Source organism: Sphingomonas plantiphila, assembly GCF_046000505.1.
In the GTDB taxonomy this organism is placed as follows: Bacteria; Pseudomonadota; Alphaproteobacteria; order Sphingomonadales; family Sphingomonadaceae; genus Sphingomonas; species Sphingomonas plantiphila.
In genome coordinates, this window is record NZ_JBELQC010000001.1 from 212,121 (window position 1) to 236,028 (window position 23,908).

Sequence of the window (23,908 nt, forward strand, 5' to 3'; positions counted from 1 at the left end):
CTCGACGCGGGCAATGTCGCGGATTAGGGTGCCGCGATGGACGCGCTGGTAACCCCGCAATGGCTGGCCGATGCGCTTCACGCGCCGGACCTCAAGATTCTCGATGCCTCCTGGTTCCTCCCCGACACTCGGCGCGATGCCCGCGCGGAGTTTGAGGCGGCGCATATCCCCGGCGCCGCGTTTTTCGATATCAACGCCATTGCCGACACGGCCAGCGCATTGCCGACGATGCTGCCCGGGCCGGACCCAGTTCGCACGGCAGCTGGGCGCGCTTGGCGTCGGCACCGGCGACCGCATCGTGCTGTACGATAACGCGCCCCACCATACCGCGACGCGCGCGTGGTGGATGCTGCGCGCCTATGGCATCGATGCCGCGCTGCTCGATGGCGGGTTCGCACGCTGGCTGCGCGAAGGATTGCCGGTCGAGAGCGGGGCTGTGACGCCCGCCCCCGCAGAGGCCCGGGTCGAGCCGATTCCCGGCCGGGTTAGGTCGCTCGATCAGGTCCGCGCCAATCTCGCCAGCCACGCCGAGCAGCTGGTCGATGCGCGTTCCGCCGTCCGCTTCACCGGAGAGGAACGCGAAACGCGCCCCGGCCTGGCCAGCGGCCATATCCCCGGGGCGGCGAACATTCCCTATTCGGCCTTCTTCAATCCCGACGGAACCTGGAAACATCCGGCGAGCCTGCGCCAGCTGTTCGAGGACGAGGGCGTCGAGGTGGAGCGGCCGGTCATCGCCACCTGCGGATCGGGGATCAGCGCGGCCGTCATCGTCTTCGCGCTGCACCTGCTCGGACATCCGGCAGCGCTGTACGATGGCAGCTGGGTCGAATGGGGCGCGCATCCCGATACCCCCAAGGCGACGGGCGCGGCATGAGCAAGGGCGATGGAACCAAGGTCGTCGGTGCGGGGCGGCGCGCGGAATGGACCCAGGGCATCGTCAGCCCGCCGGTCTGGCGCGCCTCGACCATCCTCTACGATACTGTCGACGAGCTGCGCGCAGCCGCGGGCAAGGACACCCACCACCGGCTGTTCTACGGACGCCGCGGCACCCCGACGCAATGGAGCCTTGCCGAAGCGCTGACCGAACTCGAACCGGGGGCCGAGGCGACGTTCCTCTACCCCTCCGGCGTCGCCGCGATTTCCGCCGCGCTCCTTAGCGTGCTGTCCCCCGGCGACGAATTGCTGCTACCCGACAGCGTCTATGATCCGACGCGCAGCTTCGCGACCGGCTTCCTCGCGCGCCTGGGCATCACGACGCGCTTCTACGATCCGCTGATCGGGGGCGGCATCGCCGACCTGATCGGCGAGCAGACGCGCGCGATCTTCATGGAAAGTCCCGGCAGCCTGACCTTCGAGGTGCAGGATGTCCCCGCCATCGTCGCCGCGGCGAAGGCGCGGGGGGTGACCACGATGATCGACAATACTTGGGCCACGCCCTTGCTGTTCCCGGTGATCGAACTTGGCGTCGACCTCTCGATCCTCGCCTGCACCAAATATGTCGTCGGCCATTCCGACGTGATGCTGGGCAGCGTCACCGCCGCGCCGTCGCACTGGGCCAAGCTTCGCGACACCAGCTTCGCACTGGGCCAGACCGCCAGCCCGGACGACGCCTGGCTGGGATCGCGCGGCCTGCGCACCATGGCCGTCCGCCTCAAGCATCACGGCGCCGCGGCGCTGGAGATCGCGCGCTGGCTCGAGACGCGGCCGGAAGTCGCACGAGTGCTGCACCCCGCGCTCCCCGCCTGCCCCGGCCACGACCTGTTCCTGCGCGACTTCAATGGCGCAGCGGGGCTGTTTTCCTTCGTACTCAACGGCGGAAACGATGCGGCGCGCGCGGCGCTGATCGACGGGCTCGACCTGTTCGGGATCGGCTATAGCTGGGGCGGGTTCGAAAGCCTTGCGCTCCCGGTCGATCCCGGCCGCATCCGCAGCGTGACGCGCTGGGATGCCGAGGGGCCGGTGGTCCGACTCCAGATCGGTCTCGAGGACCCGGCGGATCTGATCGCCGACCTCGCCGCCGGGCTCGACCGGTTCCGGGCCGCGTCGTGATTCCCCCCGCGCTCGCCCGCTGGCTCGCGGCCAACGACCTGACGACCCCGACCACGCCCGAACTGATCGAGGCGGCGGTGGCGGGCAGCTTCGCCATCGTCGCGCTCGCCGCCGGGTGGCTCGCAGGCCGCCGGATCGGGCCGAAGATCGCCGAAATCTGGCACCGGCGCGTCGGCAGCCATGCCGGCGGGCTCGCGCACCGCATGCACACGCTGGTCCGCCACGGGACCGCCGCGCTGCTCCTGGCGATCGTCGCCAATGTCTGGCCCTGGTCGCCGCTCGCGGCCGCGGTCCTGGGCTTCGCGCTCGCGTCGGCCAGCGCAATGACGATGCTGGTGTTCATGCGCGGGCTGCACATGCCGCGGTGGAGCGCATGGCTGGCCGCCGCGGTGGTGTTCGTCGCGATCCTGAGCCAGGCGATCGGTGGGTTCGACGTCATCACCACCACGCTCGACCGGATCGGCATGGATGTCGGCAAGCGGCGCCTGTCGCTGCTGGCGGTGGTGACGGTGCTGGTCACCGCAGTCGCACTCTACGCCGGCGCGCGGCTCGCCAATCGGATCATCGGCCACTCCATCGCCGAAGCGCGCGGCTTCGACGCGACCCAGAAACTGCTGTTCCAGAAGCTGGCGAGCATCATCGTCATTGTCATCGCCTTCTTCTTCGGCATCGACCTGCTCGGGATCGACCTGACCAGCTTCGCGGTCTTCTCCGGCGCGCTCGGTCTTGCCGTCGGCTTCGGCCTGCAAAAGACCGTCGGCAACCTGATCGCCGGGATCATCCTGCTGATGGACCGATCGATCAAGCCGGGCGACGTCATCGTCGTCGGCGAGAGTTTCGGCTGGGTCAACAAGATCGGCGTGCGCGCGGTCAGCGTCATCACGCGCGATGGCAAGGAGCATCTGATTCCGAACGAGAATCTGATGACGCAGGAGGTGGAGAACTGGTCCTTCTCCGACCGCAACGTGCGCGTCCGCATCCCGGTCGGCATCGCCTATGAATCCGACGTCAAGCTGGCCCAGAAACTGATGCTGGAGGCGGCGCTGGAAAGCCCGCGCGTGCTCGATTCGCCGCGTCCAAATGTGTGGCTGGCCTCGTTCGGCGACTATGCGCTGGAGCACGAGATCCTGGCCTGGATCAGCGATCCCGAAGGGGGCGTGGGCAATGTGAAGTCGGACGTGCTCAACCGGCTCTGGGTCAAGTTTCAGGAACACGGCATCGAAATCCCGTTTCCGCAACAGGTTCTCCATTTCCGCAGCAGCAAGGGCGACCGCATCGGCAGCATCGCCGGGGTTCGCACGACGGGACCGGTTGGCGGGAACGAGGAGGCTCCCTAGATCGGGTCCGTGCCGGAGACCGTTTCAGCCCGCATTGCCGATGGAGTGGCGTCGATCCCGGCGGCGCAATGGGATGCGTGCGCCGGCGCGGACAATCCGTTTCTCGGTCACGCCTTCCTCTCCGCGCTCGAAACATCGGGATCGGTCGGCCCGGGCTCGGGTTGGCAGGCGCTGCCGATCGTGATCGACGACGCGCGCGGCGTTCCCGTTGCCATCGCCCCGGCCTATGCGAAGAGCCACAGCCAGGGGGAATATGTGTTCGACCATAGTTGGGCCGACGCATATGAGCAGGCGGGCGGGCGCTATTATCCGAAAATCCAGGTGGCGGTTCCGTTCACCCCCGTGCCCGGCCCGCGCCTGTTGCTGCGCGACGCCGCACTGGCACCGGCGCTGATCGCGGGCATTCAGGCGCTCACCGACAACAACCAGCTGTCGTCGGCGCACGCGACGTTCGTCGATCCCGCTCAGCTTGCGCTGTTCGAAGACGCCGGCTGGCTGATCCGCGCGGGCACGCAATTCCACTGGCACGATCGCGGCTATGCGACGTTCGACGATTTCCTCGCCGATCTGTCCTCGCGCAAACGCAAGGCGATCCGCAAGGAACGCGAGCGCGCGGTCGAGGGCCTGACGATCCGGCACCTGACCGGCACGGAGATCACCGAAGCGCATTGGGACGCCTTCTGGGCATTCTATCAGGACACCGGGAGCCGCAAATGGGGGCGGCCCTATCTCACGCGCCCGTTCTTCTCGGTCCTCGGCGAAACGATGGGCGATCGCATCGTCCTGATGTTCGCGGAACGCGACGGCCGTCCGATCGCCGGCGCGCTCAACCTCGTCGGCGGCGACGCGCTCTACGGCCGCTATTGGGGGTGCGTCGAGGACGTCCCCTTCCTGCATTTCGAGCTATGCTATTATCAGGCGATCGACGTCGCCATCGCGCGCGGATTGTCGCGGGTGGAGGCCGGGGCGCAGGGCGAGCACAAGCTGGCGCGCGGCTATGCGCCGGTGACGACCTGGTCCGCGCACTATATTCCCGATCCGGGATTTCGTCGCGCGATCGCGGACTATCTGGTGCGGGAGCGCGAAGCAGTGGCGCAAGAGCAGGAATATCTGGGCGAACTCGCGCCCTTTCGGAAGGGCGGCTAGACCTCCTTCTTCGCAGCCTCCCACGCCTCGAGCTGCTCGCGCTTGTCCCGCTCCAGAAACTCGCGCATCTGCCTGATCTGGCGGCGATACGGGCCCAGATCGCCCGGATTCAGGATCGCCGCCGGCTTGCCGTGATCGATCTTGAACAGCGCGCTGTTGCCGTCGCGCCAGATCGGGATCAGCCCTTCTTCCAGGCGCTTGTCATAGGGCGGCGGGCTGATGACCCACAGATAGTCATAGGCATGGCGCGGGAAGCGCGCGAGGCTGACGGCCACCGGACGCCACCATTCGCGCGGACATTTGGTGTCGGTCACGATCTGCGACGGATCATGGCTGAATCCGCGCGCCTGCGTGTACCGAACGGTGAGCAGCTGTCCGCCGGCCATCGACCATTGGTCGTTGGTATAAGCGAGTTTCCGCACCATCGCCATGCCGGGCAGATGCTGCAGCCGCGTCATCGTCCATTCGTTGTAGCAGGTCTCGCCGACGAAGCTCAGCAACCGGGCGCCCTGCGGCACATGCTCCAGTGCGGCCAGCTCGCGGTCGTAGGACTTGTCGTAGAGATAGTTGCTCCACGTCGTCGCGCCCATGCGGACGAGGAAGAAGGCGAGCCCCGCCATCGCCAGCACCTTGGCGCCGCGGATGGTCATGCCGGGCTTGGGTCGCAGCGAGATCACCGCGATGGCGATCATATAGGGGGCAAGCCGCATGTCGGCATAGGCCGACCCGAAGACGACGCGCGGCAGCAGGACGAATACCGCGATCAGGAACAGTGCCGAAATGCCCAGGTGCCGCGAATATTCGATATTGGGATCGCGCAGTCCCTTGAGCAGGACGAGGAACAGGACGCCCAGGCACGCGATGTCGAACAGCTGCCACCGGTCGCGCAGCACCATCAGCACCCACCAGATCTTGGCGCGCCAGTTGAACCAGTCGCCGGTCTGGCCGCTGACATCGCCCGCGCTCCGCCACATCAGCATCAGCACCGCGGCCGGCACCAGCGAAAGGCAGTGGATGCCCGCCATGAACCACGGCACGACCCAGCTCTGCACGAAATTGGCATGCCAGGGCCCGGTCCGGGGACCGCGCATGTCATGCTGGCGGATCAGCTCGGCGGCGAAGCAGAGTACGCCCAGCGTTCCCCAGCCAAAGGTGTGCGTCACCCAGATCAGCATCCCGATCGGTACGAACAGGATGGCGCGCAGGCGGATCTTGCCCAGCCGCGCCAGTCGCAGCCACAATGCGAAGGCATTGAGCGCGAGCGCCATCGACAGCGCGAAGTTCGCAAAACCGAAGTGGAACGCGTAGTTATAGGCGAGCGGGAGCGCGAACAGCGCGGTCGCCGGGATGCGCCCGTGCACCTCGCGCGCGATCCATAGCAGCCCTGTCACGGTCAGCACGGGAATCGTGATGACGATCAACTTGACCGCCAGTTCGAGCCCGAAGATCGGCTCGAGCGGGATGATCAGCAGATCGAGTCCCAGATTGCCGATCAGGCTCCATTCGAAATTATACCAGTCGTTGAGCCACGGCACCGCCGTGTGGCTGAGCTGGACGCGATAGCGCGCCATATGCCCGGGCAGGTCGACCTGGGGCGGGATATCCGGCCACAGCAACGGAATCGCCGCCGCGAGCGCCGCGAACAGCACGAACCAGCGTGTCTGCCACCAGCGCAGATCTTCGGAGCCCCCCTGCATCCGACCGCCTTTACTGCGGCGCGGCGCCCCCGGGCAAGCGGGTTGGCGCACCGTCCACCGCATACAGCGCCGAAACGCCGTTCGACCAGATCAGCCGCACATCCGGCGCCAATCGCCTGCGCGCGGGAAAGTCGAGCGTCCAGACATGGGTGAAGGTGGATCGGTCGAAGTCGCGGATCGCCGTGGCGAACTCGGTCGTGCGGTATTCGCACTGCGCCGGATAGACGAGTTGTGACGGGTCGGACGTGTACGGCGCGGCGCCGGGATGGCGATGGTCCAGCGCTTGCTGACCCGCCAGCGTCCATTGATCGTTGGTGAAGAGGTCGCGCCGCGCGATGGCAATTCCCGCGATATGTCCCAGTCTGCGCGTACTCCATTGCGACGAACAGGGCTCGTTCACGAGCACCAGCACCGCCGCGCCGCGGGGGATCGCTTCGACCACCTCCAGCGCCCTTTGCTGCGGCTGCGCGACGAGCAGCATCGCGACGGTGCTGGTGAGCGTCCGCATCAGCAGGAATGCCGCGGCAGCAATAGCCAACCCGCGTTCGAAGCGTTCGCTGCCCGGGCGCACGCGAACCGCCACCAGCGCCAAGGCGGTGGCCGGGCCAACGATTCGCATGTCGACATAGGCCCCTCCCAGGGCGAGCCGGGGCAGCAGCAAATACGCGACAAAGGCGATCGCCGCGCTCGCACCGATCACCGGATCGAACCGCACGCGCCGGTCGCGGATCGCCATCCACAGGACGGAGGCCACGACGATTGCGCTCGCGACGTCGTATAGCTTCCAGCGTTCGCGCAGCAGCGACGCGATCCAGGCTAGTTTCGCCGTGAAGTCCCAGGACGGGGGCTCACCGGCCGTTCCGCTGCCGAGCATCGCCGCTACCGGCAGGGCGAGCGGCACGCAGCGGAGCGTCGCCCGCACCGCGGCTGCGCTCCAGCTGGTGCCCGTCGATCGCAACAGCTGAACTTCGCTGGCAAAGGCGAGGAGGCCGAACAGGCCCCATCCCGAGCTATGCGCCAGCCACAGCACGCAGGAGACCGGGATCAGCAAAAATGTGCGCAGCACCACCCGCCCGGTCCTGCCCAGCCAGATCCACAGCGCGAGCGCGTGGAGCGCGAGCGCCACCGAGAGCATGAAATTGACGAAGCCGAACTGGAAGGGGAAGCAATAGGCCAGCGGAAACGCAAAGCCGGCCGCAGGAGACAGCGGCAGACCCGTGGCGCGCGTGACGAGGATCAGTCCGGCGACGAACAGCGGCGGGATCAGCGTGACGATCAGCCGCGTTGCCCCCTCCACCCCCAATAAAGGCGCGAGGGCATGAACCAGAAGATCGACGCCGAGATTGCCGATCAGCGCCCATTCGAAGCGCCAGTGGCGCGCCAGATCCGGCGACCCGTCGATCGCCTGGGCAATGTGATAGCGACCGACATGCCCCGGCAGATCGGCCAGCGGCGGGAACGTGGGAAGCAGCAGCGGAACGGCGGCGAGAAGGATCGCCGCCAGCGCGAACCATCGCGACTCCCACCACCGTGCACGCATCATTCTGCCTCCACGCGGTACACGGTGCTGCCGGGGGCGACAGGGACCAGCCAGGCGGGTGCCCTTCCCGCCCGCAGCGCGGCCAGCAGCGATCCCGGCGATGGCGTGCCGAGCTCTTGCCACGCACTCCCGCAGTCGGCGAGGTAATCGAGCTCGAGCCGCGCCGCTTCGGCGCGCGCCGCCGCCACCGGCATCAGCATCAAGCGATAGACCGCCAGATTACCGTCCGCATTGCGATGATAGGGTGCGGCGAGGACGCGGTGCGGGCCGGTCGCAAGTGCATAGGCACCCAGGTCGATCGGCGCTGCAACCGTTCCGGCAGGCAGCACCGCAAGTCGGCCGAGCAGCGCCCCGCCATCGCATTGTGCGACGGGCGGCTCGGCCGCGGCGAGCCTGCCCAGCGCGGGATAGACGAACCCCGCCGACGCGATCCACGCGCCGGCCAACGCAACCGGCCCATGCTGTCGCGCCCGCGCGATCAGCGCCGCCAGCCCCGGCGCGGCCAACAGCGTCCCGGCATAGACCCCACGCAGCTGAACCACCGCCAGCGTCATAGCGATCAGTTGAAAGGCGGCCAGCGCCGCCCAACCCGCTCCCCGCGTCCGCCACCACTGCCAAAGCGTCGCCGCCAGCCCGACCGCCGCCAGCCCGACATAGCCGATCGCGTGGTCCAGCGGCGCGGCGAACAGCGGCTGCGCCTCCGCGACCTGCGCCAGCCACAGCCTTTCGAGCAGAGGATCGACCCCGCCATAGGGCGACAGGCAGGCCGGCGAGAGCGCGAGCGCCACGGCCAGCGCGATTGCGCCCACCAGCGCGCCGCCCACCAGGCGGAGGCGTGGCGTGCCGAGCCAGCGCCCCGCCAGCGCAAGGACGAGCGGCGCCACCGCCGCAACCTGTGCCGCCCGCCACAGCGGCGCGGCGAAGGCATCGCAGCTGGCCACGCTCCACCCACTGGTGCGAAATACGAGCGCGGAGGCGCCGAGCCCAATGACGAGCGACACCGCATAACCCGCGAACCGAGCGCGCTCGTCCTCTTCAGCGACCACCCATCGAAGCGCCAGCACCCCGCCGCCCAGCGCAAGAAACGGCGCGGTTTCCATGCCCACCACCAGCGACGCGACGCTCGCCAGCCCCGCAGCGATCCCGCTCCGCCACCCGCCGCGTCCGATCACCGCGTGGACCAACGCGAGCAGCAACACCAGCTGCAACCCGTGATGGTCGATCCGCCCCGGCAGGAACAGCGCATTGGCCGGATAGGCGAGCGCGGCGACGACGATCGCGACCGGTGCCGAACCCGCCAGCCGCCGCGTGATCGATCCGATCAGCATCAGCGCCATGGCGAACAGCACCAGCGGCCACAGGATCACCGCCACCAGTTCGGCCGCATGCGCGCCCGTCACCGGCGTCAGCAGCGCGATGATCGCGCCCGGTACCAGATCGGGCAGCCGCGACCAGTGCATCTCCAGCCCAGACAGGCCCAGCCGGTGCTGCGCCAGATCGGCAAAGCCCTGCCCCGCCAGCCAGTCGCGTATCTGCTGGAGCCGCATCACATCGTCGGTATCGGGCAATCGCAGCGCCGCCAGCGCCGCCCAATCGCGCCACGCCCAGACCGCGCCCAGCAGCGCCGCCAGCGCCGCCGCAACCGCGCTATCGCGCCAGACCGTGGTTCGCGCCGCCCCCATGCGATGGCGCTATCCCATCATGGTTAATTTTCGTCGAGCGGTATCAGCCTCAGACCATCGAGCAACGTCTCCAGATGCGCCCGGCTGATCCGGCTCCACACATTATAGGTGCAGGTCTGGCCGTGGATGCGGACATAGGCGACCGAATGGTCCCCCTCCCCGCCCGGATTGTCCGCACGGTACGGCTCTGCGCCATTCAGGCCATAGCCGGCGAAGGACGGGGCCTGCAGCGCGCTCAGTTCGCGGAACTCGGGCCATTGCTGCATCAGCCGTCGCGTCTGGCGATAGGGCGGCTGATCGTCGATCGGGATCACCCCCGGTCCCGCCACGCCATAGGCACTGCGCGTCCCGGGTATGTCGAACGCCACCGCCCAACCGCCCGAGAAATTGGCACGCCGTGGTGTCCCGTCCGCCCCGCCATCGCTGGTGAAGGCGACCGGCGCGCACTGCGCGCGATTGTCCGCCTTCGCCCATTCCTGCCGGACCAGATCGGCGGCGACGAAGTCGGGCGCGGCACCCGGCGGCGGATCGCCGACATGCGGCGGCGGCGGCGTGGCGGCCCCATCTGCAATCGGTGTCGCGACCGGCGCGGGCGATGGCGTCGCGGAGGGTTCGGGGGCCGGATCGCACGCCGCCAGCATTGCCAGCGGCAGGATCGGGATCAGGGAAAGTCTGGACATGCAGGGACGACGCCCCGCACGCCGATGCGTTCCCGCGAACGCCGAAGCGCGATTGCGGACACTGGTGGATTCGCTAGGCTCGAACGATGAAGCGCGTCCTGCTCGTCGGCATTGCCCTCGCCTTCCTAATGCTCGGCTATGGCTATCGGGGAGCGGTCCGCGATCCGATCGTTCGCCGAGCCACCGTCACCCTGCCCGATTGGCAAAGCGGCGGCAGCCTGCGCGTCGCGTTGCTCAGGGACGTGCACGTTGCGGGCCCCGACATGTCGCCCGCGCGCCTGGCCCGGATCGTCGAACAGGTGAACGCGCTCAAGCCCGATTTAGTGCTGATCGCGGGCGATCTGGTCAGCGACAAGCGCGTTTCCACCCATCGCTATAGCGAGGACGAGGCGATCGCACCGCTCGGCGGGCTGCGCGCGCGGTTCGGGGTGGTCGCGGTGCTCGGCAATCACGACCATTGGCGGAGCACTGTGGCAATCCGCCGCGCGCTCGAGGCGAACCGCGTCACGGTGCTGAGCAATTCGGTTCTTCGCCGCGCCGGGCTGATCATCGCGGGCGCCGATGACGATTTCACCGGCCGCGCCGACCCCGCAGCGCTCGCCCGCGCGGTCGCGCCGCTGGCCGGCCCGGTGGTGGCGCTCAGCCACTCGCCCGATATCGTGCCGGCGCTGCCGCCGCGCTTCAGCCTCGTGCTCGCCGGGCATACGCATTGCGGGCAAATCGCATTGCCGCTGATCGGCCGCCCTGCGACGATGTCGCGCTATGGTGATCGCTTCGCCTGCGGCCTGATTCGCGAGGGGGAGCGGACCATCGTGGTCGGCGCGGGGCTGGGCACCAGCCTGCTGCCCCTGCGCATCGGCGCCCCGCCCGACCTGTGGCTGCTGACGCTTAAGCCCCGCGCCGCCCAACAGGCGCAACCGTGATCGCTTTATTTTGAGACTGGAGGTTCCGACATCCAAAAAGGCAAATCGAAATACTCACAATCTTTATCTTTTGGCGGCGGCCCAGGTTCTGAAAAGAACCCATCTTCCCATCCCGCGACTCTCCCGACGGTAATACGCGATACAGAGAATCCTTCGGGAAACTCACGAAATCCCGGCTTGGCCGCAATTCTCTCCTGTGCCGTTCGGGCATCTTGCTCAGACGAGAAGTAACCAATCGTTATCTCTGTATCCTCACGATAATCATATTCTCTCTCGTAGATCAGCAAGTATATTTCGCGGATGCCACTCGACGGCGCGGGCTGCGATTTTTTGATTTGTGACCCCGGCACGACAGTGTCCTCGTTCGTAACTTGATTCGAACGGCTGCAGGTACAGCGTCCGGTTCCGACAAAGACGTCAGTCCCCGCGCCGCCCCAGCAGGCGCAACCGCAGCGCATTGAGCTTGATGAAGCCTGCGGCATCACGCTGGTCGTACGCGCCCTGGTCGTCCTCGAACGTCACCACCTTCTCGCTGTAGAGCGAGTAAGGCGACTTGCGCCCGACGACATAGACGCCGCCCTTGTACAGCTTGAGCCGCACGGTCCCGGCGACCTTCTGCTGCGAATAGTCGATCGCGGCCTGCATCATCTCGCGCTCGGGCGCGAACCAGAAGCCGTTATAGACCATCTCGGCATAGCGCGGCGCCCATTCGTCCTTGAGGTGCGCGGCGCCGCGATCCAGCGTGATGCTTTCGATCCCGCGATGCGCGAGGTGATAGATGGTGCCGCCCGGCGTCTCGTACATGCCGCGCGACTTCATTCCGACGAAGCGGTTCTCGACCAGGTCGAGCCGGCCGATGCCATGCTTGCGCCCCAGATCGTTGAGCGCCGCGAGCAGCGTCGCGGGCGACATCGCCTCGCCGTTCAGCGCGACGCCGTCGCCCTTCTCGAAATCGATCGTGATATATTCGGGCGTGTCAGGCGCATCCTCCGGGTTCACCGTGCGCGAATAGACATAGTCGGGCGTCTCGTCCCACGGATCCTCGAGCACCTTGCCCTCGGACGAAGTGTGCAACAGGTTCGCGTCGGTCGAGAACGGCGATTCGCCGCGCTTGTCCTTGGTCACCTGGATCTGGTGCTGTTCGGCGAATTCGATCAGCTTGGTGCGGCTCGTCAGGTCCCATTCGCGCCACGGCGCGATGACCTTGATGTCGGGGTTAAGCGCATAGGCCGACAGTTCGAAGCGGACCTGGTCATTGCCCTTGCCGGTCGCGCCATGGCTGACCGCATCGGCATTCACTTCCTTGGCGATCTCGATCAGCCGCTTGGAAATCAGCGGGCGCGCGATCGAGGTGCCGAGCAGGTACAGTCCCTCGTAAAGCGCATTGGCGCGCATCATCGGAAAGACGAAATCGCGGACGAATTCCTCGCGCAGGTCGTCGATGAAGATATGCTCGGGCTTCACCCCGGCATCGAGCGCCTTCTTGCGCGCCGGCTCAAGCTCCTCGCCCTGCCCCAGATCGGCGGTGAAAGTGACGACTTCGCACTGATATTCCTGCTGCAGCCATTTCAGGATCACGCTGGTGTCGAGACCGCCCGAATAGGCGAGAACCACGCGATTGATCTTGTCGGCCATATCGAAAGCTCCAGAGAAAAGTCGGTTGCGCCTCTAGGACCGGGGCGCCGCTTCCGCAACCGTGGCGAACAGGCGCGGCAGATGGATCGCGAGCAGCCCGGCGCGAAAGACATAGCTCGCCAGCAATGCCAGCCACAGACCGGTCGCGCCGAGCGGGCGCAGCAGCAGGTCCGTGCCGACATAGAGCGCGGTGGCGAGGATCGCGGCATTGCGCAGCGTCCGCCCCTGCGTCGCGCCGATGAACACCCCGTCGAGCAGCCAGGCGGGGACGCCGACGATTGCGGCGAGCGCGGCGAGCGGAAGGACCGCGCGCGCCGCCTCCCGCACCGCCATATTGGTCGTCAGCAGGTCGATCAGCGCGCCGCCGAACGCCAGCGTCGCAAGCGTCGCGAACAGGCCGAAGCCGAGCGAAAATTCCCCGGTCAGCCGGATCGCGCGCCCGAACTCCCCCCGATGTCCCCGCCCGATCGCCTGCCCCACGCGCGATTCGGCGGTGAAGGCAAAGCCGTCGAGGACGAAGGCGAAGATGCTGACCAGCTGCATCAGCACATGGTTTGCGGCGAGTTGCACCGCGCCGAGCCGCGCCCCGGCATTGGCGAGCCACAGGAACAACGTCAGCAACGCGATGGTACGGACCATGATGTCGGCATTGACCGCGAACAGCCGCCGCCATGCCGCGCCGTGGAAAAAGCCAGCACGCTGGCCGAGCAATGCACGCGGCCCGGCGATCCGCACCACGATCGCGAGGCCGGCGATCAGCCCGACCCACTCGGCGATCGCGGTGCCGAGGCCGACGCCGCGCGCGCCCATGCCGAACTGCCATACGAACAGCAGGTCGAGCACGCCGTTGACTAGGTTGACGAGGATCTGAAGCGCCAGCGTCTCGCGTGTCCGACCCAGACCGAACAACCAGCCATTGATCGCATAGAAGCCGAGCGCGGCGGGCGCGCCGAGGAAGCGCGCGGTGACGAATTCCCGCGCCGCCGCGTCGAGCGCCCCACCGCCCGCGAGCAATGCGAAGGCAGCGGGGACTAGGACGATCTGGAGCGCGACCAGCACCACGCCGATGCCCAGCCCCGCCGCCACGCCGCGGACCAGCAGCCCGTCGACCTCTTCGCGCGCGCCGCGTCCGTGCGCCTGCGCGGTGAGCCCGGTCATCCCCATGCGCAGGAAGCCGAACGCCCAGAAGATGAAGCTGATGATCGCGGTGCCCAGCGCCACCCCGGCAAGCGCCGCCGCATCGCCGGTCCAGCCAATCACCGCGGTATCGACCAGCCCGACCAGCGGCACCGTCGTCTGGCCGAGCATGATCGGCCAGGCCTGCGCCAGGATCGATCGGCGGGTGAGCGGGGCGGATTGCATCCGCGCCCTCTGCGGCTAGACTGGCGGAAAATCCAGCGAGGTCATGCCGTGGCCGAGATCAAGACCAAGCCGACCCCCGTCGACGTCTCCACCTTCATCGATGCGGTCGAGCCGGCGGTCCGCCGCGACGACGCCGAGACCCTCTGCACGATGCTCGAACGGGTCACCGGCGAGAAGCCGGCAATGTGGGGTCCGTCGATCATCGGCTTCGGCAGCTATCACTATCTCTACGAGAGCGGGCATGAGGGCGACATGTGCCGCCTGGGCTTCAGCCCGCGCAAGGCGGAATTGGTGCTGTATGTCCTGACCGACGATCCCGGCCAGGCGGACAAGCTCGCACGGCTCGGCAAGCACAAGACCGGCAAGTCGTGCCTCTACATCAAGAAGCTGGCAGACGTGGACATGGCCGTGCTGGAAGAAATCAGCCGCGACGCATTGGCCCATATGAACGCAAAATATCCGCAGTGAGATAGCGTCGGACAACTCGCCTCGCCCCGGCGGATATGGGGCGCACCCTGTCTATTCGCGCCATTGCCCCGATCCGGTGCATCGAGGATAGGGGCATATGACAGATCCAAGACAGGCACCGCCCGCGCTCGAGCGGGTCCAGCAGAACTGGCTGGCGGCAAGTGAGCGGCGCATCCTCAACTGGCTGTGCGCACACATGCCGTCGGCGATCACTCCGGATATATTGACGATGACCGGCATGATCGGCGCGGTGATGGTGTTCGCGGGCTATGTTGCCAGCAACTGGGGCGGCGCCTGGCTGATTATCACCCTCGTCGGCTACGCGGTTCAGTGGTTCGGCGATTCGCTCGACGGCAGCCTCGCGCGCTGGCGGCGGATCGAGCGCCCCTCCTACGGCTATTTCATCGATCATAGCTGCGACGGGCTGGCCAATTTCCTGATCGTGGCGGGGATCGGGCTCAGTCCGTTCGTCACGATGGATGTCGCGATGATTGCGCTGGCCGGCTATCTGCTGATGTCGATCCACGCCTTTCTCTCCGCGCGCGTCGTGGGTGAATTGCGCCTGTCCTATTTCGCGGCGGGGCCGACCGAATTGCGGCTGATGCTGGTCGCCATGACCGTGATGATGATGGTGCTGGGGCCGGAACGGGGGCTGTTCGGGGTCATTTCCGGCTTCGACCTGTTTGTCGGTGGGATCGGCGCGATCCTGATCCTGCTGTTCCTCGGCCAGACCATCGCGACCGGCCGACGACTAGCGGCACTCGAACGGCCGCCTGCGTTGCGACCTTGAACCCGGTTCACGCGCGGGTCAGAGCCGCTCGAATAGCCTGCACGCCCGATTGGAGCTGCCCATGTTGATCGCCTTCACCCTGCTCGCCCTTCAGGCCCAGCCGCTCGGCGTCGCCCCCGGCCCGCTTCCCAAAGCGGAGGCGGAGCGCCGCGCAGCCGAACGCTTCGCCGATCTCGATCTCAACGAGGATGGCGTCGTGGAGCGCGACGAGGTGCGCGCACGGTTCGATTTCGAGGCGAGCGCGGAGGCCACCTACCAGGCGTCGCGTCAGGCGAAGAAGGCCGCCGAGCCACGCCCCGCGGTGCGCGCGCCCGCGATGGACTGGGCCCGGGCCGATGCGTGGTTCGCGGCGGTCGATACGGATGCCGACGGCAAGGTCTCGCCTGCCGAGCTGGCCGCCCATCTGGGTGCGGATGTCGAGCAGCTCGGGATCAAGTGATCAGCCGCGCAGCCGCGCTTCCTCCTGCACCATATAGTCGCGCGTGATGGGCAGCGCCGTGCGCGAGCGGCTGTACTGGAGCTGGTAGTTCACCAGCCCGCCATTCTCGAAGCTGACCAGCGACCCGGCAAGATAATAGGTCCACATCGCGAAGAACCGTTCGTCGTAGAGCGCGACGATGGCGTCGCGCGCGGCCACGGTGCGATCGTACCAGTGCTGCAGCGTATAGCCGTAATGCAGCCGCAACACCTCGACGTCGGTCAGGAAGTAGCGCAGCCCCTCATGTCCGCGCGCGATTTCCGACAGCGCCGGGATATAGCCGCCGGGAAAGATGTATTTGGCGGTGAAGGCGTCGGTCACTCCCGGCCCGCCGGCACGGCCGATCGTGTGGAGCAGCATCACGCCCTCGGGCGTCAGCAGCTCGCGGCACTTGCGGAAGAAGGTGCGGTAATGCGCCGGGCCGACATGCTCGAACATGCCGACCGACACGATCCGGTCGAACTGCCCGGCGACATGGCGATAGTCGATCAGCTCGAACCGCACCTTCCCCGCGACGCCAGCCGCGTCGGCGCGCTCGCGCGCGACCTTGAGCTGTTCCTCGGATAAGGTGACTCCCAGCACCTCGGCACCGGTCTTTTCGTGCAAATAAAGCGCCATCCCGCCCCAACCGCACCCGATATCGAGCACCTTCATGCCCGGTTTGAGCGCCAGCTTCGCGGCGATATGCGCCTTCTTGTCCGCCTGCGCCTGTTCCAGGCTGTTGGCCGGATCGGTGAAATAGGCGCAGCTATATTGGCGGTCGGCGTCGAGGAAGAGGTCGTAGAGGCGGCGCGACAGATCGTAATGATGCGCCACGTTGCGTTTCGAACGGCGCGCCATGTTTACCCGGTCGAGCCGGAAGCGGACATTGTCGAACGCGCGCTTGAACCCGCCGGGGGCGAGGTTGCCGGTCGCATCCTCCCACTTGTTGTTGGCGGTGACGAGACGGAGCAGCGCGAGGATGTCGCCCTTCTCGATCACCAGCCGCCCGTCCATGAAGCTCTCCGCCGCGCCAAGTGCCGGGTCGGTGACGATGCGGCGGCTCACCGAGGGATCGGTGAAGCGGATGGTAACGGGAAGGAGAGCGGGATCCGGAGCGCCGAAGCTGCGCGCGCTTCCATCCGCATGGATCACCGTGAGTTCGCCGCGCGTCACCGCGCGGGTGAAGAAATGATCGATAAGCGCCATGGCGCGGACGCTAGCGGCTGAACGGGCTTTCGCAAGTGCGAACAGCGGGAAAAGCAGCCCTAGATTCCGGCATACCATTCGTAATCGGCGACATCCTCCCAATAGCCGCCCTTGCCCCGCCCGATGCCGTCCAGCGACGCCACTGCCTCGATCCGCATCACATATTTGGCGTGCTTGTAGCCAAGCTGGCGCTCGACCCGCAGTCGGACCGGCGCGCCATGCGCAACAGGCAGGATGCGGTCGTTCATCGCCCAGGCCATGATTGTTTGGGGATGGAAGGCGTCGATCAGGTCGATCGATTCGTAATAAGCACCGCCCCGCAGGCTGTCGGCGCAGTGAAATACGAGATAACGGGCGGTATCGCGCAGGCCCGCCGCGTCGAGGATGGTGGCGAGGCGCGGGCCCTGCCACTTGCCGATCGCGCTCCACCCCTCGACACAGTCATGGCGCGTGATCTGCGCACGTTGCGGCATCGCACGCAGATCGGCGAGCGACAGGCTGAGCGGCCGCGCAACCAGTCCGTCGACCTTCAGCCGCCAGTCGACGAAGCGGTTTTCGGCGAGCGCGCGATACATCTCGGTATTCGGGTTGCGCGTGCCGTTCGAACGGAAGCGCGGCGACATGTCCTCGGGCGAGAATTCGCGCGCGAGCGCGTCGCGATTGGTAATCGTGCGCTGCAGGCTGCGGTGCACCGCCTCCGCCTTGAACAGAATATCGCGGCCCGCCTCGCTCTTGCCGACGGCGTCGCACCCGGCGAGCAGCCCGCCCGCGCCCGCGACGATCAGGTTGCGGCGGGTGATCAGCGTCATTCGCCCTCCTCCGGCGGCACGCGCCATTGACCGGTGAGCATCGAACGCACCTCGTTGAGTGGTCCGGCGAGGATCACCAGCGCGAGGTGGACGATGATGAACAGCGCCAGCAGCATTGCGACGATGAAATGCACCGACCGCGCACTCTGCCGCCCGCCGAAGATATCGAGCAGCCACGGCCAGGCCGCGTTCATCCCCGGGGACATCGCCAGCCCCGTGAAGATGATGAGCGGGAGCAGGACGAAGATCACGCCGGCATAGGACAGCTTCTGGAAGATATTATAGGCGCGGGGATTCTCGGGATCGTGGAAGCGCAGCGCGAGATGCGCCTTCAGGTCGGCGAGCAGGTGCCCCCGCGCCAGCTCTTTCGCGCGGATGCGCAGGTCGCGCTGGAAATGCCGGTTGAGCAGGCTGACGACCATGTAGATCAGCAGCGCAAAGCCCAGCACCAGCGCGAAGAACAGATGCCAGCGCCGCGCCAGCGCGAGATTGTAGGTCGAGGGAATGGTCAGCCATCCCGGCACCCGCGCGGTATCGAACAGCCAGATCAGCTTGAACCAGGGCTGGTCGTAATTGGCGCCATACTCGCCCCAATAGAGCTGGCCATGCGCATTGAGGATCATCAGCCCGCTCCCGAGCAGCACAATCACGCTGACCGCAGTCGTCCAATGCCAGAGCCGCGTCGCCAGCGCGTGGCGACGGATGACGGCGGGGGCTTCCGGATCGCTCATGGTCACCTTTACGCGCGAGGGACGGACACGGTTACAGTCGGACGAAGAAAAAGATGGTCGTCCCCGCCGTCACCAGCAAGGTCCAGCCACGCACGAGGCGGGGCGACATGCGCTTGCCGATCGCTGCGCCGCTCCATCCCCCGACGATTGCGCCGATCAGCATCGGGACCCCGGTGCGCCAGTCGACCATCGCGAAGCCGATGAAGACGAAGGCCGCGGCCAGATTGGCGATGGCGAGCATCAGCGTGCGGATCGCGAACAGCGCGCGCGGCTCGATATTGGCGAGCAGGCCATAGGTGGCGGTGGTCATCAACCCAACGCCCCCGCCGAAATAGCCGCCATAAATGCCGAGCACGCCCTGAGCCCCGATCAGTGTTCGGCGCCCGATCGTGACCCGCGCATGCAGCCAGTCCGCCGCGCGGCGCCCGAACACCATCACGACGAAGGCGAACAGCAACAACCACGGGATGATGAAGTCGAACGTGTCGCTGGGGGTCAGCACGAGCAACAGGCTACCCCCCAGACCCGCGACGAACGTGATCGTGGCGAGCAGCGCCACCGACAGACCGGCCACGGGGCCAAGCTCGTCGCGAAACCCCCAGGCGCTCGCCGCAGCCCCGGGCAACAGCGAAACATTGGACGTCGCATTGGCGATGTTGGCAGGCAAGCCGAGCGCGATGAGCGCCGGGAGCGTGGCAAAGGTACCGCCGCCGGCGAGCCCGTTCATGATACCCCCGACACAACCGGCCCCGGCGGCAAGGAGAAGTGCGGTTGCGTCCATCGACCGCTCCTTGCGCGACGGCGCTGCGCGCTACAAGCCTCGCCGTCGAGAATTCGGAATCGCGGCGGCCCGGGTGCGCCGGTCAGCAAAAAGGGCGACCCTGCCGGGCCGCCCTTCCTGTTCGTGTCGTTCGGTTCGGACCGATCAGAAGCGCAGGCCGACGCCGACGCCCGCGAAGTTCACGTCCGGACCCTCGACCAGAGTGCGGCGATATTCGATCTTGGCGAAAATCTTCTCGCCCAGATTGTGCTGGTAGCCCGCTCCCGCAAAGGCGCCATCGTCGCCCTCGGTGAAGCCGTAGCCGGCCAGTGCATAGACGCGACCGGCGTCACCGATCTTCGCGCCGACGCGGCCGCCGACGCTGAACAGCACGTCCGCGCCACCGGCGAGGACCTTGTCGGCCGAAACCTCGGCGCCGACGAACGCAGTGTCGCCCAGGTCGAAATCATAGCCGGCGGCAACGCCGGCGAACGCTTCTTCCTGGCCCTGCGCCCAGGCGATGCCGCCGCGGACTTCGACGCGGCCTTCGCCGGTCTTGTCCGACTGCGCCAGCGCAGGCGAGGCAACGGTGGCGGCAGCAAGGGCCGCAAGAATCACGATCTTACGCATATTGGTATCCCACAGAATGTTATGTTTTGGCTGCAACAGGACGTTGCGGAACCGAACTAATCGGGCTTCACGTGTTTTACAAGAGTAACACGGTTCATTTATGCAACAATTATCGGCATATGTTGCATACGCGCAACATTCCGCCCTGTGCCTAGCCTAAAGCGGCCTGTTTTTCTTCCGCCAGCCGGTCCAGTTCGGCGCGGCTCTTCTTCTCCGCCGCGGTCTTGAGCTGGCCGCACGCGGCGTCGATGTCGCGCCCGCGCGGCGTGCGCGCCGGCGCGGAAATACCCGCGCCGAACACGATCTCCTGGAACGCGCGGATGCGCTCGGGAGTCGAGCATTCATAGGGCGCACCCGGCCAAGGGTTGAACGGGATCAGATTGACCTTGGCGGGCAGCTTGTACTGTTTGATCAGCCGCACGAGTTCGCGCGCATCGTCGTCGCTGTCGTTCTTGTCCTTCAGCATCACATATTCGAAGGTGATGCGGCGGGCATTGTTCGCGCCGGGATAGTCGGCGCACGCCTGCAACAGCTCTTCGATCCCGAACTTGCGGTTGAGCGGCACGATCTCGTCGCGCACCTCCTTGGTCACCGCGTGAAGCGAGACGGCAAGGTTGACCCCGATCTCCTCGCCCGCGCGCGCCATCATCGGCACCACACCGCTGGTCGACAGCGTGATACGCCGCTTCGAAAGCGCGAGCCCGTCACCGTCCATCACGATCTTGAGCGAATCGCGGACATTGTCGAAATTGTAGAGCGGCTCGCCCATCCCCATCATCACGATGTTGGTCAGCATGCGCCCCTCCGGCGTGCTCGGCCATTCGCCCAGCGCGTCGCGCGCCAGCATCACCTGCCCGACGATCTCGCCCGACTCGAGATTGCGGACGAGGCGCATCGTGCCGGTATGGCAGAAGCGGCAGTTGAGCGTGCACCCGACCTGGCTCGACACGCACAGCGTTCCCCGATCCGCATCAGGGATGAATACCATCTCGTAATCCTGCCCGTCGTCCGAGCGGAGCAGCCATTTGCGCGTGCCGTCGGTCGACACCTGCGCCTCGATCACCTGCGGGCGCGAGATCACGAAACGCTGCGCCAGCCAGGGCTGCATCGCCTTCGAGATGTCGGTCATCAGGCTGAAATCGGTGACGCCGCGATTGTAGATCCAGTGCCACAATTGCTTGGCGCGCAGCTTCGCCTGCTTGGGTTCGAGCTGCGAGGTCTCCAGCGCCATCCGCAGATCGGCCTTGGACAGGCCGAGCAGGTCGATACGACCATCGGCGCGCGGCTTCAGGCTGCGGGGAACGGGCACGGGATCGATATGCCCGGCGATGGGCATCAGGGGCGACGCGACTGTCTGCATCGCGCGCATATAGCGAAGTTTTCGATGCGTTTCCATGCCCCGCCCATCCCGAGGAGGCAACGACTCACCGAGGAAGGGTTGCGACGCCCCCGACGCCTCTGAAACCATGAGGCGTGCGCGTTTCTACGCCCCAACTTCAACGATATCTGGAGTGACATTTTGATTAAGCTTACCCATGCGGCCCTGGCGGCCGGCATCCTCATGACGACCCCCGCCCTGGCGCAGACTACTGAGCCAGCGACCCCCACGCCCGAGGCGACGCCTGCAGCGCCGGTCGCGATCACCGACGCGGAAGTGACCATGTTCGCCAAGGCCGCTCTGGCCGCCGACGCGGTGAGCAAGGATGCGACGATCCCGGCCAGCGAAAAGCAGGCCAAGATGGCCGAAGCGGTGACCAGCAACGGGCTGGAGGCAACCCGCTTCAACGAGATCGCGCAGGCATCGCAGTCCGACCCGGCGCTTCAGCAGAAGGTCCAGGCGGCGATCATCGCGATCCGCGACGCCAAGCCGGCCGCTCCGGCGACCCCGTCGGCCACGCCGACACCGACGCAGACCCAGTAACCTCCCGGCGCGCGGTACCGGCTGGTCGGTGTCGCGCGCAACAACTCAGCGCCGGGCGCCTCAGCGCCGGGCGCAGCCCAGCGCGGCGGCATCGATCGCGGTTGCGGCACCCGCCAGCGCATAGACATCGGCAAAGGCGCCGCCACCGCGCGCCACGCTCTCCACGCTCATCGATCGGCTCGACCGCATCGCCGCGACGATCGCGCGATCGGTGCGCGCATCGGGCGCCCAGGCGTCGCTTGCGCCCGCCTTCAGCTCGAACCGGCGTTCGCCGATCGCCAGCGTCACCTTGGCGCGAGGATCGCGCGCGCGGCTCAGGCGCACGTGAATCTGGTTGCGCGCGCCCGATCGCGGCCAGTTGGCGACACTGGCGAATGCTGCGGAGCGTCCGCGCACCGTCTGTGCGATGGCATAGCACCGCGCCGGCGCGGCATCGCGAAACGCCCCCCACCCCTCGAACACGCCCAGCGATTCGCGTCCCTGCGACGGCGTCTGCGCCGCGACGGCGAGCGCGAACCACAGTGCGATCATGCCGGCGCGTGGCCCGTGCCGCGATGGACCACCGTCTCGGCGCCCTGCGCGATCATCACCACCGATCCCTGCGGCAAGCCCGGCGCGACCGGCGTTTCGAACTGCGGATGCGCATCCTGCCCGGTCATCACGCCCCGGAGCACGCGGCTGGAAATGCCGTGCATGATCACCAGCCGATCGCCGGGATCGTCGTCGGTGTCGGCGAGCCACGCCGACACGCGCGCCGCGATTTCGGGATAGCGCTCGCCGTCGGGCGCCGGGTGCAACAGTCCACCGTCGGCAACCACCGGAAGATCGCTCGCCATCAGGTCGGCATAATAGCGGCCGCCCCAGCTGCCCATGCCGATTTCGGTCAGACGAACGTCGCGTCGGGCGGCGTGCCAGTCGAGTTCCAGATGCTCGGCGATCACCGCCAGTGTCTGCAGCGCGCGACCGGTGTCGGATGCCCACAGCGTCAGCGCGGGGCGCGGCCCCAGCAGGTCGCGCAACGCCTGTCCCATTTCGTCGGCCTGGGCGAAGCCCGTACGGGTCAGCGGCGTGTGCGGATGCTCCCCCTGCAGCCGCCGCGCCGCGTTGAACACCGTTTCCCCATGCCGGGCGATAAAGTCGCGACCCTGTCTCATACGATCCGCAGCTAGGTGCACCTGTGGCCGAAAGGCAACGGTTTTTCACGTTTATCCGGCGTTCATGCAACTTGCGCCGCGACGCACCATTTAGCTCCGGACCCGGCGGGCACGCCCGCAGGTCGTGTATAAGGAGTTTAATTATGCGTACCGTTTTCGCAGCCGCGCTGGCAGCATCCACCATGTTCGCCGCCCCGGCCGCCTTCGCCCAGGATGGCGAGGCTACCTTCACCGGTCCGCGTGTCGGCGTGATCGGCGGCTATGACATCATCCGTCCCGGCAGTTCCGAGGACAGCGACATCGACGGCGACGACCAGAGCGTCGACGGCTTCCTCTACGGCGTCGAGGCCGGCTACGACATCGCGCTCGGCGGCGCGGTCGTCGGCGTCGAGGCGGAACTGTCCGACTCGACCGGCAAGGTAAAGGCCAACTCGACCGATCCGAACTATTTCGGCTTCGGCGAAGTCGGCGCCGGGCGTGACATCTATGTCGGCCTGCGTGCCGGTGTCCTCGCCTCGCCCAGCACGCTGATCTACGCCAAGGGCGGCTACACCAATGCCCGCCTGAACGTGCTCGCCAGCGACGGCACCACCGAACTGCGCGAGAATTTCGAGCTCGACGGCTGGCGCATCGGCGCGGGCGTCGAGAAGGCGATCGGCAGCAACACCTACGCCAAGCTCGAGTACCGCTATTCGAACTATTCGAACGCGAATTTCGAGTTCAACAACGGCGCGGTGACGGACGATTTCGACATCGATACCGATCGCCACCAGATCGTCGCGGGTGTCGGCTTCCGCTTCTAAGCGCGATTCCGTCCACAAATGAATGACAGGAAGGGCCGGAGCGGCTTGCTCCGGCCCTTTTTGACGTTAAGGATATCTCGAACTTCCGACGGCAATCCGCACGCCGTCAGTTGAATTGGGGCGGC

At 66.9% G+C, this 23,908-nt stretch carries 24 protein-coding genes and 1 pseudogene; 10 read left to right on the forward strand and 15 right to left on the reverse strand.

What is annotated here, in order from left to right:
• Positions 1 to 36: 36 nt before the first annotated feature.
• From sseA to ABS767_RS00990, 4 genes and pseudogenes are all read left to right on the forward strand, one after another.
• Positions 37 to 874: pseudogene (sseA, locus tag ABS767_RS00975) on the forward strand (3-mercaptopyruvate sulfurtransferase).
• Entirely contained in the window at positions 871 to 2,049 is a 1,179-nt protein-coding gene (gene metC, locus ABS767_RS00980; RefSeq protein ID WP_408076493.1) for a cystathionine beta-lyase, read from the forward strand. Before sseA ends, metC begins: the two are co-directional and overlap by 4 nt.
• Positions 2,046 to 3,386 (forward strand): mechanosensitive ion channel family protein, encoded by a 1,341-nt coding sequence (locus ABS767_RS00985; protein ID WP_408076494.1) that lies wholly within the window; start codon positions 2,046 to 2,048, stop codon positions 3,384 to 3,386. The genes metC and ABS767_RS00985 overlap by 4 nt, the downstream gene beginning before the upstream one ends.
• A 9-nt stretch (positions 3,387 to 3,395) precedes the next feature.
• Entirely contained in the window at positions 3,396 to 4,532 is a 1,137-nt protein-coding gene (locus ABS767_RS00990) for a GNAT family N-acetyltransferase (protein WP_408076495.1), read from the forward strand.
• Here ABS767_RS00990 and ABS767_RS00995 read toward each other — a convergent pair.
• From ABS767_RS00995 to ABS767_RS01010, 4 genes are read right to left on the reverse strand one after another with little or no spacing between them, the layout of a single operon-like run.
• A complete protein-coding gene (locus ABS767_RS00995; RefSeq protein WP_408076496.1) occupies positions 4,529 to 6,229 on the reverse strand; it encodes a hypothetical protein in 1,701 nt (566 codons plus the stop codon). The two genes, ABS767_RS00990 and ABS767_RS00995, sit on opposite strands and share 4 nt — an antisense overlap.
• Positions 6,230 to 6,239: 10 nt before the next feature.
• Entirely contained in the window at positions 6,240 to 7,772 is a 1,533-nt protein-coding gene (locus tag ABS767_RS01000; RefSeq protein WP_408076497.1) for a hypothetical protein, read from the reverse strand.
• Entirely contained in the window at positions 7,769 to 9,451 is a 1,683-nt protein-coding gene (locus tag ABS767_RS01005) for a hypothetical protein (protein WP_408076498.1), read from the reverse strand. Before ABS767_RS01005 ends, ABS767_RS01000 begins: the two co-directional genes overlap by 4 nt.
• 23 nt (positions 9,452 to 9,474) lie before the next feature.
• The gene (locus ABS767_RS01010; RefSeq protein WP_408076499.1) at positions 9,475 to 10,131 is read right to left on the reverse strand and encodes a hypothetical protein; all 657 of its coding nucleotides are present in this window, start codon (positions 10,129 to 10,131) and stop codon (positions 9,475 to 9,477) included.
• An 86-nt stretch (positions 10,132 to 10,217) separates the two neighbouring features.
• On the opposite strand from ABS767_RS01010, the gene ABS767_RS01015 reads away from it, so the two are divergent.
• The gene (locus tag ABS767_RS01015; protein WP_408076500.1) at positions 10,218 to 11,054 is read left to right on the forward strand and encodes a metallophosphoesterase; all 837 of its coding nucleotides are present in this window, start codon (positions 10,218 to 10,220) and stop codon (positions 11,052 to 11,054) included.
• Between the two features lie 5 nt (positions 11,055 to 11,059).
• Here the strand turns inward: ABS767_RS01015 and ABS767_RS01020 are convergent, their stop codons facing one another.
• The 3 genes from ABS767_RS01020 to ABS767_RS01030 form a co-directional block, all read right to left on the reverse strand.
• Entirely contained in the window at positions 11,060 to 11,341 is a 282-nt protein-coding gene (locus ABS767_RS01020; RefSeq protein ID WP_408076501.1) for a hypothetical protein, read from the reverse strand.
• A gap of 130 nt (positions 11,342 to 11,471) precedes the next feature.
• Complete coding sequence (locus ABS767_RS01025) at positions 11,472 to 12,689, reverse strand: argininosuccinate synthase (RefSeq protein ID WP_408076502.1); 1,218 nt, start codon at positions 12,687 to 12,689, stop codon at positions 11,472 to 11,474.
• 33 nt (positions 12,690 to 12,722) lie between these two features.
• Positions 12,723 to 14,051, reverse strand: a complete 1,329-nt coding sequence (locus ABS767_RS01030; RefSeq protein WP_408076503.1) for an MATE family efflux transporter — start codon at positions 14,049 to 14,051, stop codon at positions 12,723 to 12,725.
• A 48-nt stretch (positions 14,052 to 14,099) separates the two neighbouring features.
• Here ABS767_RS01030 and ABS767_RS01035 point away from each other — a divergent pair, with 48 nt between their 5' ends.
• From ABS767_RS01035 to ABS767_RS01045, 3 genes are all read left to right on the forward strand, one after another.
• Complete coding sequence (locus ABS767_RS01035) at positions 14,100 to 14,519, forward strand: DUF1801 domain-containing protein (RefSeq protein WP_408076504.1); 420 nt, start codon at positions 14,100 to 14,102, stop codon at positions 14,517 to 14,519.
• Positions 14,520 to 14,616: 97 nt separating this feature from the next.
• On the forward strand, positions 14,617 to 15,309 hold the full coding sequence (locus ABS767_RS01040; protein ID WP_408076505.1) for a CDP-alcohol phosphatidyltransferase family protein: 693 nt from the start codon (positions 14,617 to 14,619) through the stop codon (positions 15,307 to 15,309).
• Between the two features lie 61 nt (positions 15,310 to 15,370).
• A complete protein-coding gene (locus ABS767_RS01045; protein WP_408076506.1) occupies positions 15,371 to 15,748 on the forward strand; it encodes a hypothetical protein in 378 nt (125 codons plus the stop codon).
• On the opposite strand, the gene ABS767_RS01050 is transcribed toward ABS767_RS01045, so the two are convergent.
• The 6 genes from ABS767_RS01050 to rlmN form a co-directional block, all read right to left on the reverse strand.
• Positions 15,749 to 16,975, reverse strand: a complete 1,227-nt coding sequence (locus ABS767_RS01050) for a class I SAM-dependent methyltransferase (protein ID WP_408076507.1) — start codon at positions 16,973 to 16,975, stop codon at positions 15,749 to 15,751.
• A 59-nt stretch (positions 16,976 to 17,034) separates the two neighbouring features.
• Entirely contained in the window at positions 17,035 to 17,784 is a 750-nt protein-coding gene (locus ABS767_RS01055) for a molybdopterin-binding protein (protein ID WP_408076508.1), read from the reverse strand.
• The gene (locus tag ABS767_RS01060; RefSeq protein WP_408076509.1) at positions 17,781 to 18,515 is read right to left on the reverse strand and encodes a cytochrome b/b6 domain-containing protein; all 735 of its coding nucleotides are present in this window, start codon (positions 18,513 to 18,515) and stop codon (positions 17,781 to 17,783) included. Before ABS767_RS01060 ends, ABS767_RS01055 begins: the two co-directional genes overlap by 4 nt.
• A 31-nt stretch (positions 18,516 to 18,546) precedes the next feature.
• Positions 18,547 to 19,296: a sulfite exporter TauE/SafE family protein gene (locus ABS767_RS01065; protein ID WP_408076510.1), complete on the reverse strand. Its 750-nt coding sequence runs from the start codon at positions 19,294 to 19,296 to the stop codon at positions 18,547 to 18,549.
• 144 nt (positions 19,297 to 19,440) lie between these two features.
• Entirely contained in the window at positions 19,441 to 19,905 is a 465-nt protein-coding gene (locus ABS767_RS01070) for an outer membrane protein (protein ID WP_408076511.1), read from the reverse strand.
• 151 nt (positions 19,906 to 20,056) lie between these two features.
• Positions 20,057 to 21,265: a 23S rRNA (adenine(2503)-C(2))-methyltransferase RlmN gene (rlmN, locus tag ABS767_RS01075; protein ID WP_408076512.1), complete on the reverse strand. Its 1,209-nt coding sequence runs from the start codon at positions 21,263 to 21,265 to the stop codon at positions 20,057 to 20,059.
• 201 nt (positions 21,266 to 21,466) lie between these two features.
• Here rlmN and ABS767_RS01080 point away from each other — a divergent pair, with 201 nt between their 5' ends.
• On the forward strand, positions 21,467 to 21,826 hold the full coding sequence (locus ABS767_RS01080) for a DUF4168 domain-containing protein (RefSeq protein ID WP_408076513.1): 360 nt from the start codon (positions 21,467 to 21,469) through the stop codon (positions 21,824 to 21,826).
• Between the two features lie 60 nt (positions 21,827 to 21,886).
• Here the strand turns inward: ABS767_RS01080 and ABS767_RS01085 are convergent, their stop codons facing one another.
• Together ABS767_RS01085 and ABS767_RS01090 are read right to left on the reverse strand one after the other, a co-directional pair.
• On the reverse strand, positions 21,887 to 22,357 hold the full coding sequence (locus ABS767_RS01085; protein ID WP_408076514.1) for a hypothetical protein: 471 nt from the start codon (positions 22,355 to 22,357) through the stop codon (positions 21,887 to 21,889).
• A complete protein-coding gene (locus tag ABS767_RS01090) occupies positions 22,354 to 22,980 on the reverse strand; it encodes a histidine phosphatase family protein (RefSeq protein ID WP_408076515.1) in 627 nt (208 codons plus the stop codon). Before ABS767_RS01090 ends, ABS767_RS01085 begins: the two co-directional genes overlap by 4 nt.
• Before the next feature lie 143 nt (positions 22,981 to 23,123).
• Between ABS767_RS01090 and ABS767_RS01095 the strand changes: the two genes are divergently transcribed.
• Complete coding sequence (locus ABS767_RS01095) at positions 23,124 to 23,783, forward strand: outer membrane protein (protein ID WP_408076516.1); 660 nt, start codon at positions 23,124 to 23,126, stop codon at positions 23,781 to 23,783.
• Positions 23,784 to 23,908: the final 125 nt, after the last annotated feature.

What these genes read in the sequence shown, in the direction of transcription:
- metC (WP_408076493.1), top strand. Translation starts at nt 871, where the DNA reads ATGAGCAAGGGCGATGGAACCAAGGTCGTCGGTGCGGGGCGGCGCGCG.
- ABS767_RS00995 (WP_408076496.1), bottom strand. Translation starts at nt 6,229, where the DNA reads ATGCAGGGGGGCTCCGAAGATCTGCGCTGGTGGCAGACACGCTGGTTC.
- ABS767_RS01000 (WP_408076497.1), bottom strand. Translation starts at nt 7,772, where the DNA reads ATGATGCGTGCACGGTGGTGGGAGTCGCGATGGTTCGCGCTGGCGGCG.
- ABS767_RS01005 (WP_408076498.1), bottom strand. Translation starts at nt 9,451, where the DNA reads ATGGGGGCGGCGCGAACCACGGTCTGGCGCGATAGCGCGGTTGCGGCG.
- ABS767_RS01010 (WP_408076499.1), bottom strand. Translation starts at nt 10,131, where the DNA reads ATGTCCAGACTTTCCCTGATCCCGATCCTGCCGCTGGCAATGCTGGCG.
- ABS767_RS01015 (WP_408076500.1), top strand. Translation starts at nt 10,218, where the DNA reads ATGAAGCGCGTCCTGCTCGTCGGCATTGCCCTCGCCTTCCTAATGCTC.
- ABS767_RS01025 (WP_408076502.1), bottom strand. Translation starts at nt 12,689, where the DNA reads ATGGCCGACAAGATCAATCGCGTGGTTCTCGCCTATTCGGGCGGTCTC.
- ABS767_RS01030 (WP_408076503.1), bottom strand. Translation starts at nt 14,051, where the DNA reads ATGCAATCCGCCCCGCTCACCCGCCGATCGATCCTGGCGCAGGCCTGG.
- ABS767_RS01040 (WP_408076505.1), top strand. Translation starts at nt 14,617, where the DNA reads ATGACAGATCCAAGACAGGCACCGCCCGCGCTCGAGCGGGTCCAGCAG.
- ABS767_RS01045 (WP_408076506.1), top strand. Translation starts at nt 15,371, where the DNA reads ATGTTGATCGCCTTCACCCTGCTCGCCCTTCAGGCCCAGCCGCTCGGC.
- ABS767_RS01050 (WP_408076507.1), bottom strand. Translation starts at nt 16,975, where the DNA reads ATGGCGCTTATCGATCATTTCTTCACCCGCGCGGTGACGCGCGGCGAA.
- ABS767_RS01055 (WP_408076508.1), bottom strand. Translation starts at nt 17,784, where the DNA reads ATGACGCTGATCACCCGCCGCAACCTGATCGTCGCGGGCGCGGGCGGG.
- ABS767_RS01060 (WP_408076509.1), bottom strand. Translation starts at nt 18,515, where the DNA reads ATGAGCGATCCGGAAGCCCCCGCCGTCATCCGTCGCCACGCGCTGGCG.
- ABS767_RS01065 (WP_408076510.1), bottom strand. Translation starts at nt 19,296, where the DNA reads ATGGACGCAACCGCACTTCTCCTTGCCGCCGGGGCCGGTTGTGTCGGG.
- ABS767_RS01070 (WP_408076511.1), bottom strand. Translation starts at nt 19,905, where the DNA reads ATGCGTAAGATCGTGATTCTTGCGGCCCTTGCTGCCGCCACCGTTGCC.
- rlmN (WP_408076512.1), bottom strand. Translation starts at nt 21,265, where the DNA reads ATGCAGACAGTCGCGTCGCCCCTGATGCCCATCGCCGGGCATATCGAT.
- ABS767_RS01080 (WP_408076513.1), top strand. Translation starts at nt 21,467, where the DNA reads ATGACGACCCCCGCCCTGGCGCAGACTACTGAGCCAGCGACCCCCACG.
- ABS767_RS01085 (WP_408076514.1), bottom strand. Translation starts at nt 22,357, where the DNA reads ATGATCGCACTGTGGTTCGCGCTCGCCGTCGCGGCGCAGACGCCGTCG.
- ABS767_RS01090 (WP_408076515.1), bottom strand. Translation starts at nt 22,980, where the DNA reads ATGAGACAGGGTCGCGACTTTATCGCCCGGCATGGGGAAACGGTGTTC.
- ABS767_RS01095 (WP_408076516.1), top strand. Translation starts at nt 23,124, where the DNA reads ATGCGTACCGTTTTCGCAGCCGCGCTGGCAGCATCCACCATGTTCGCC.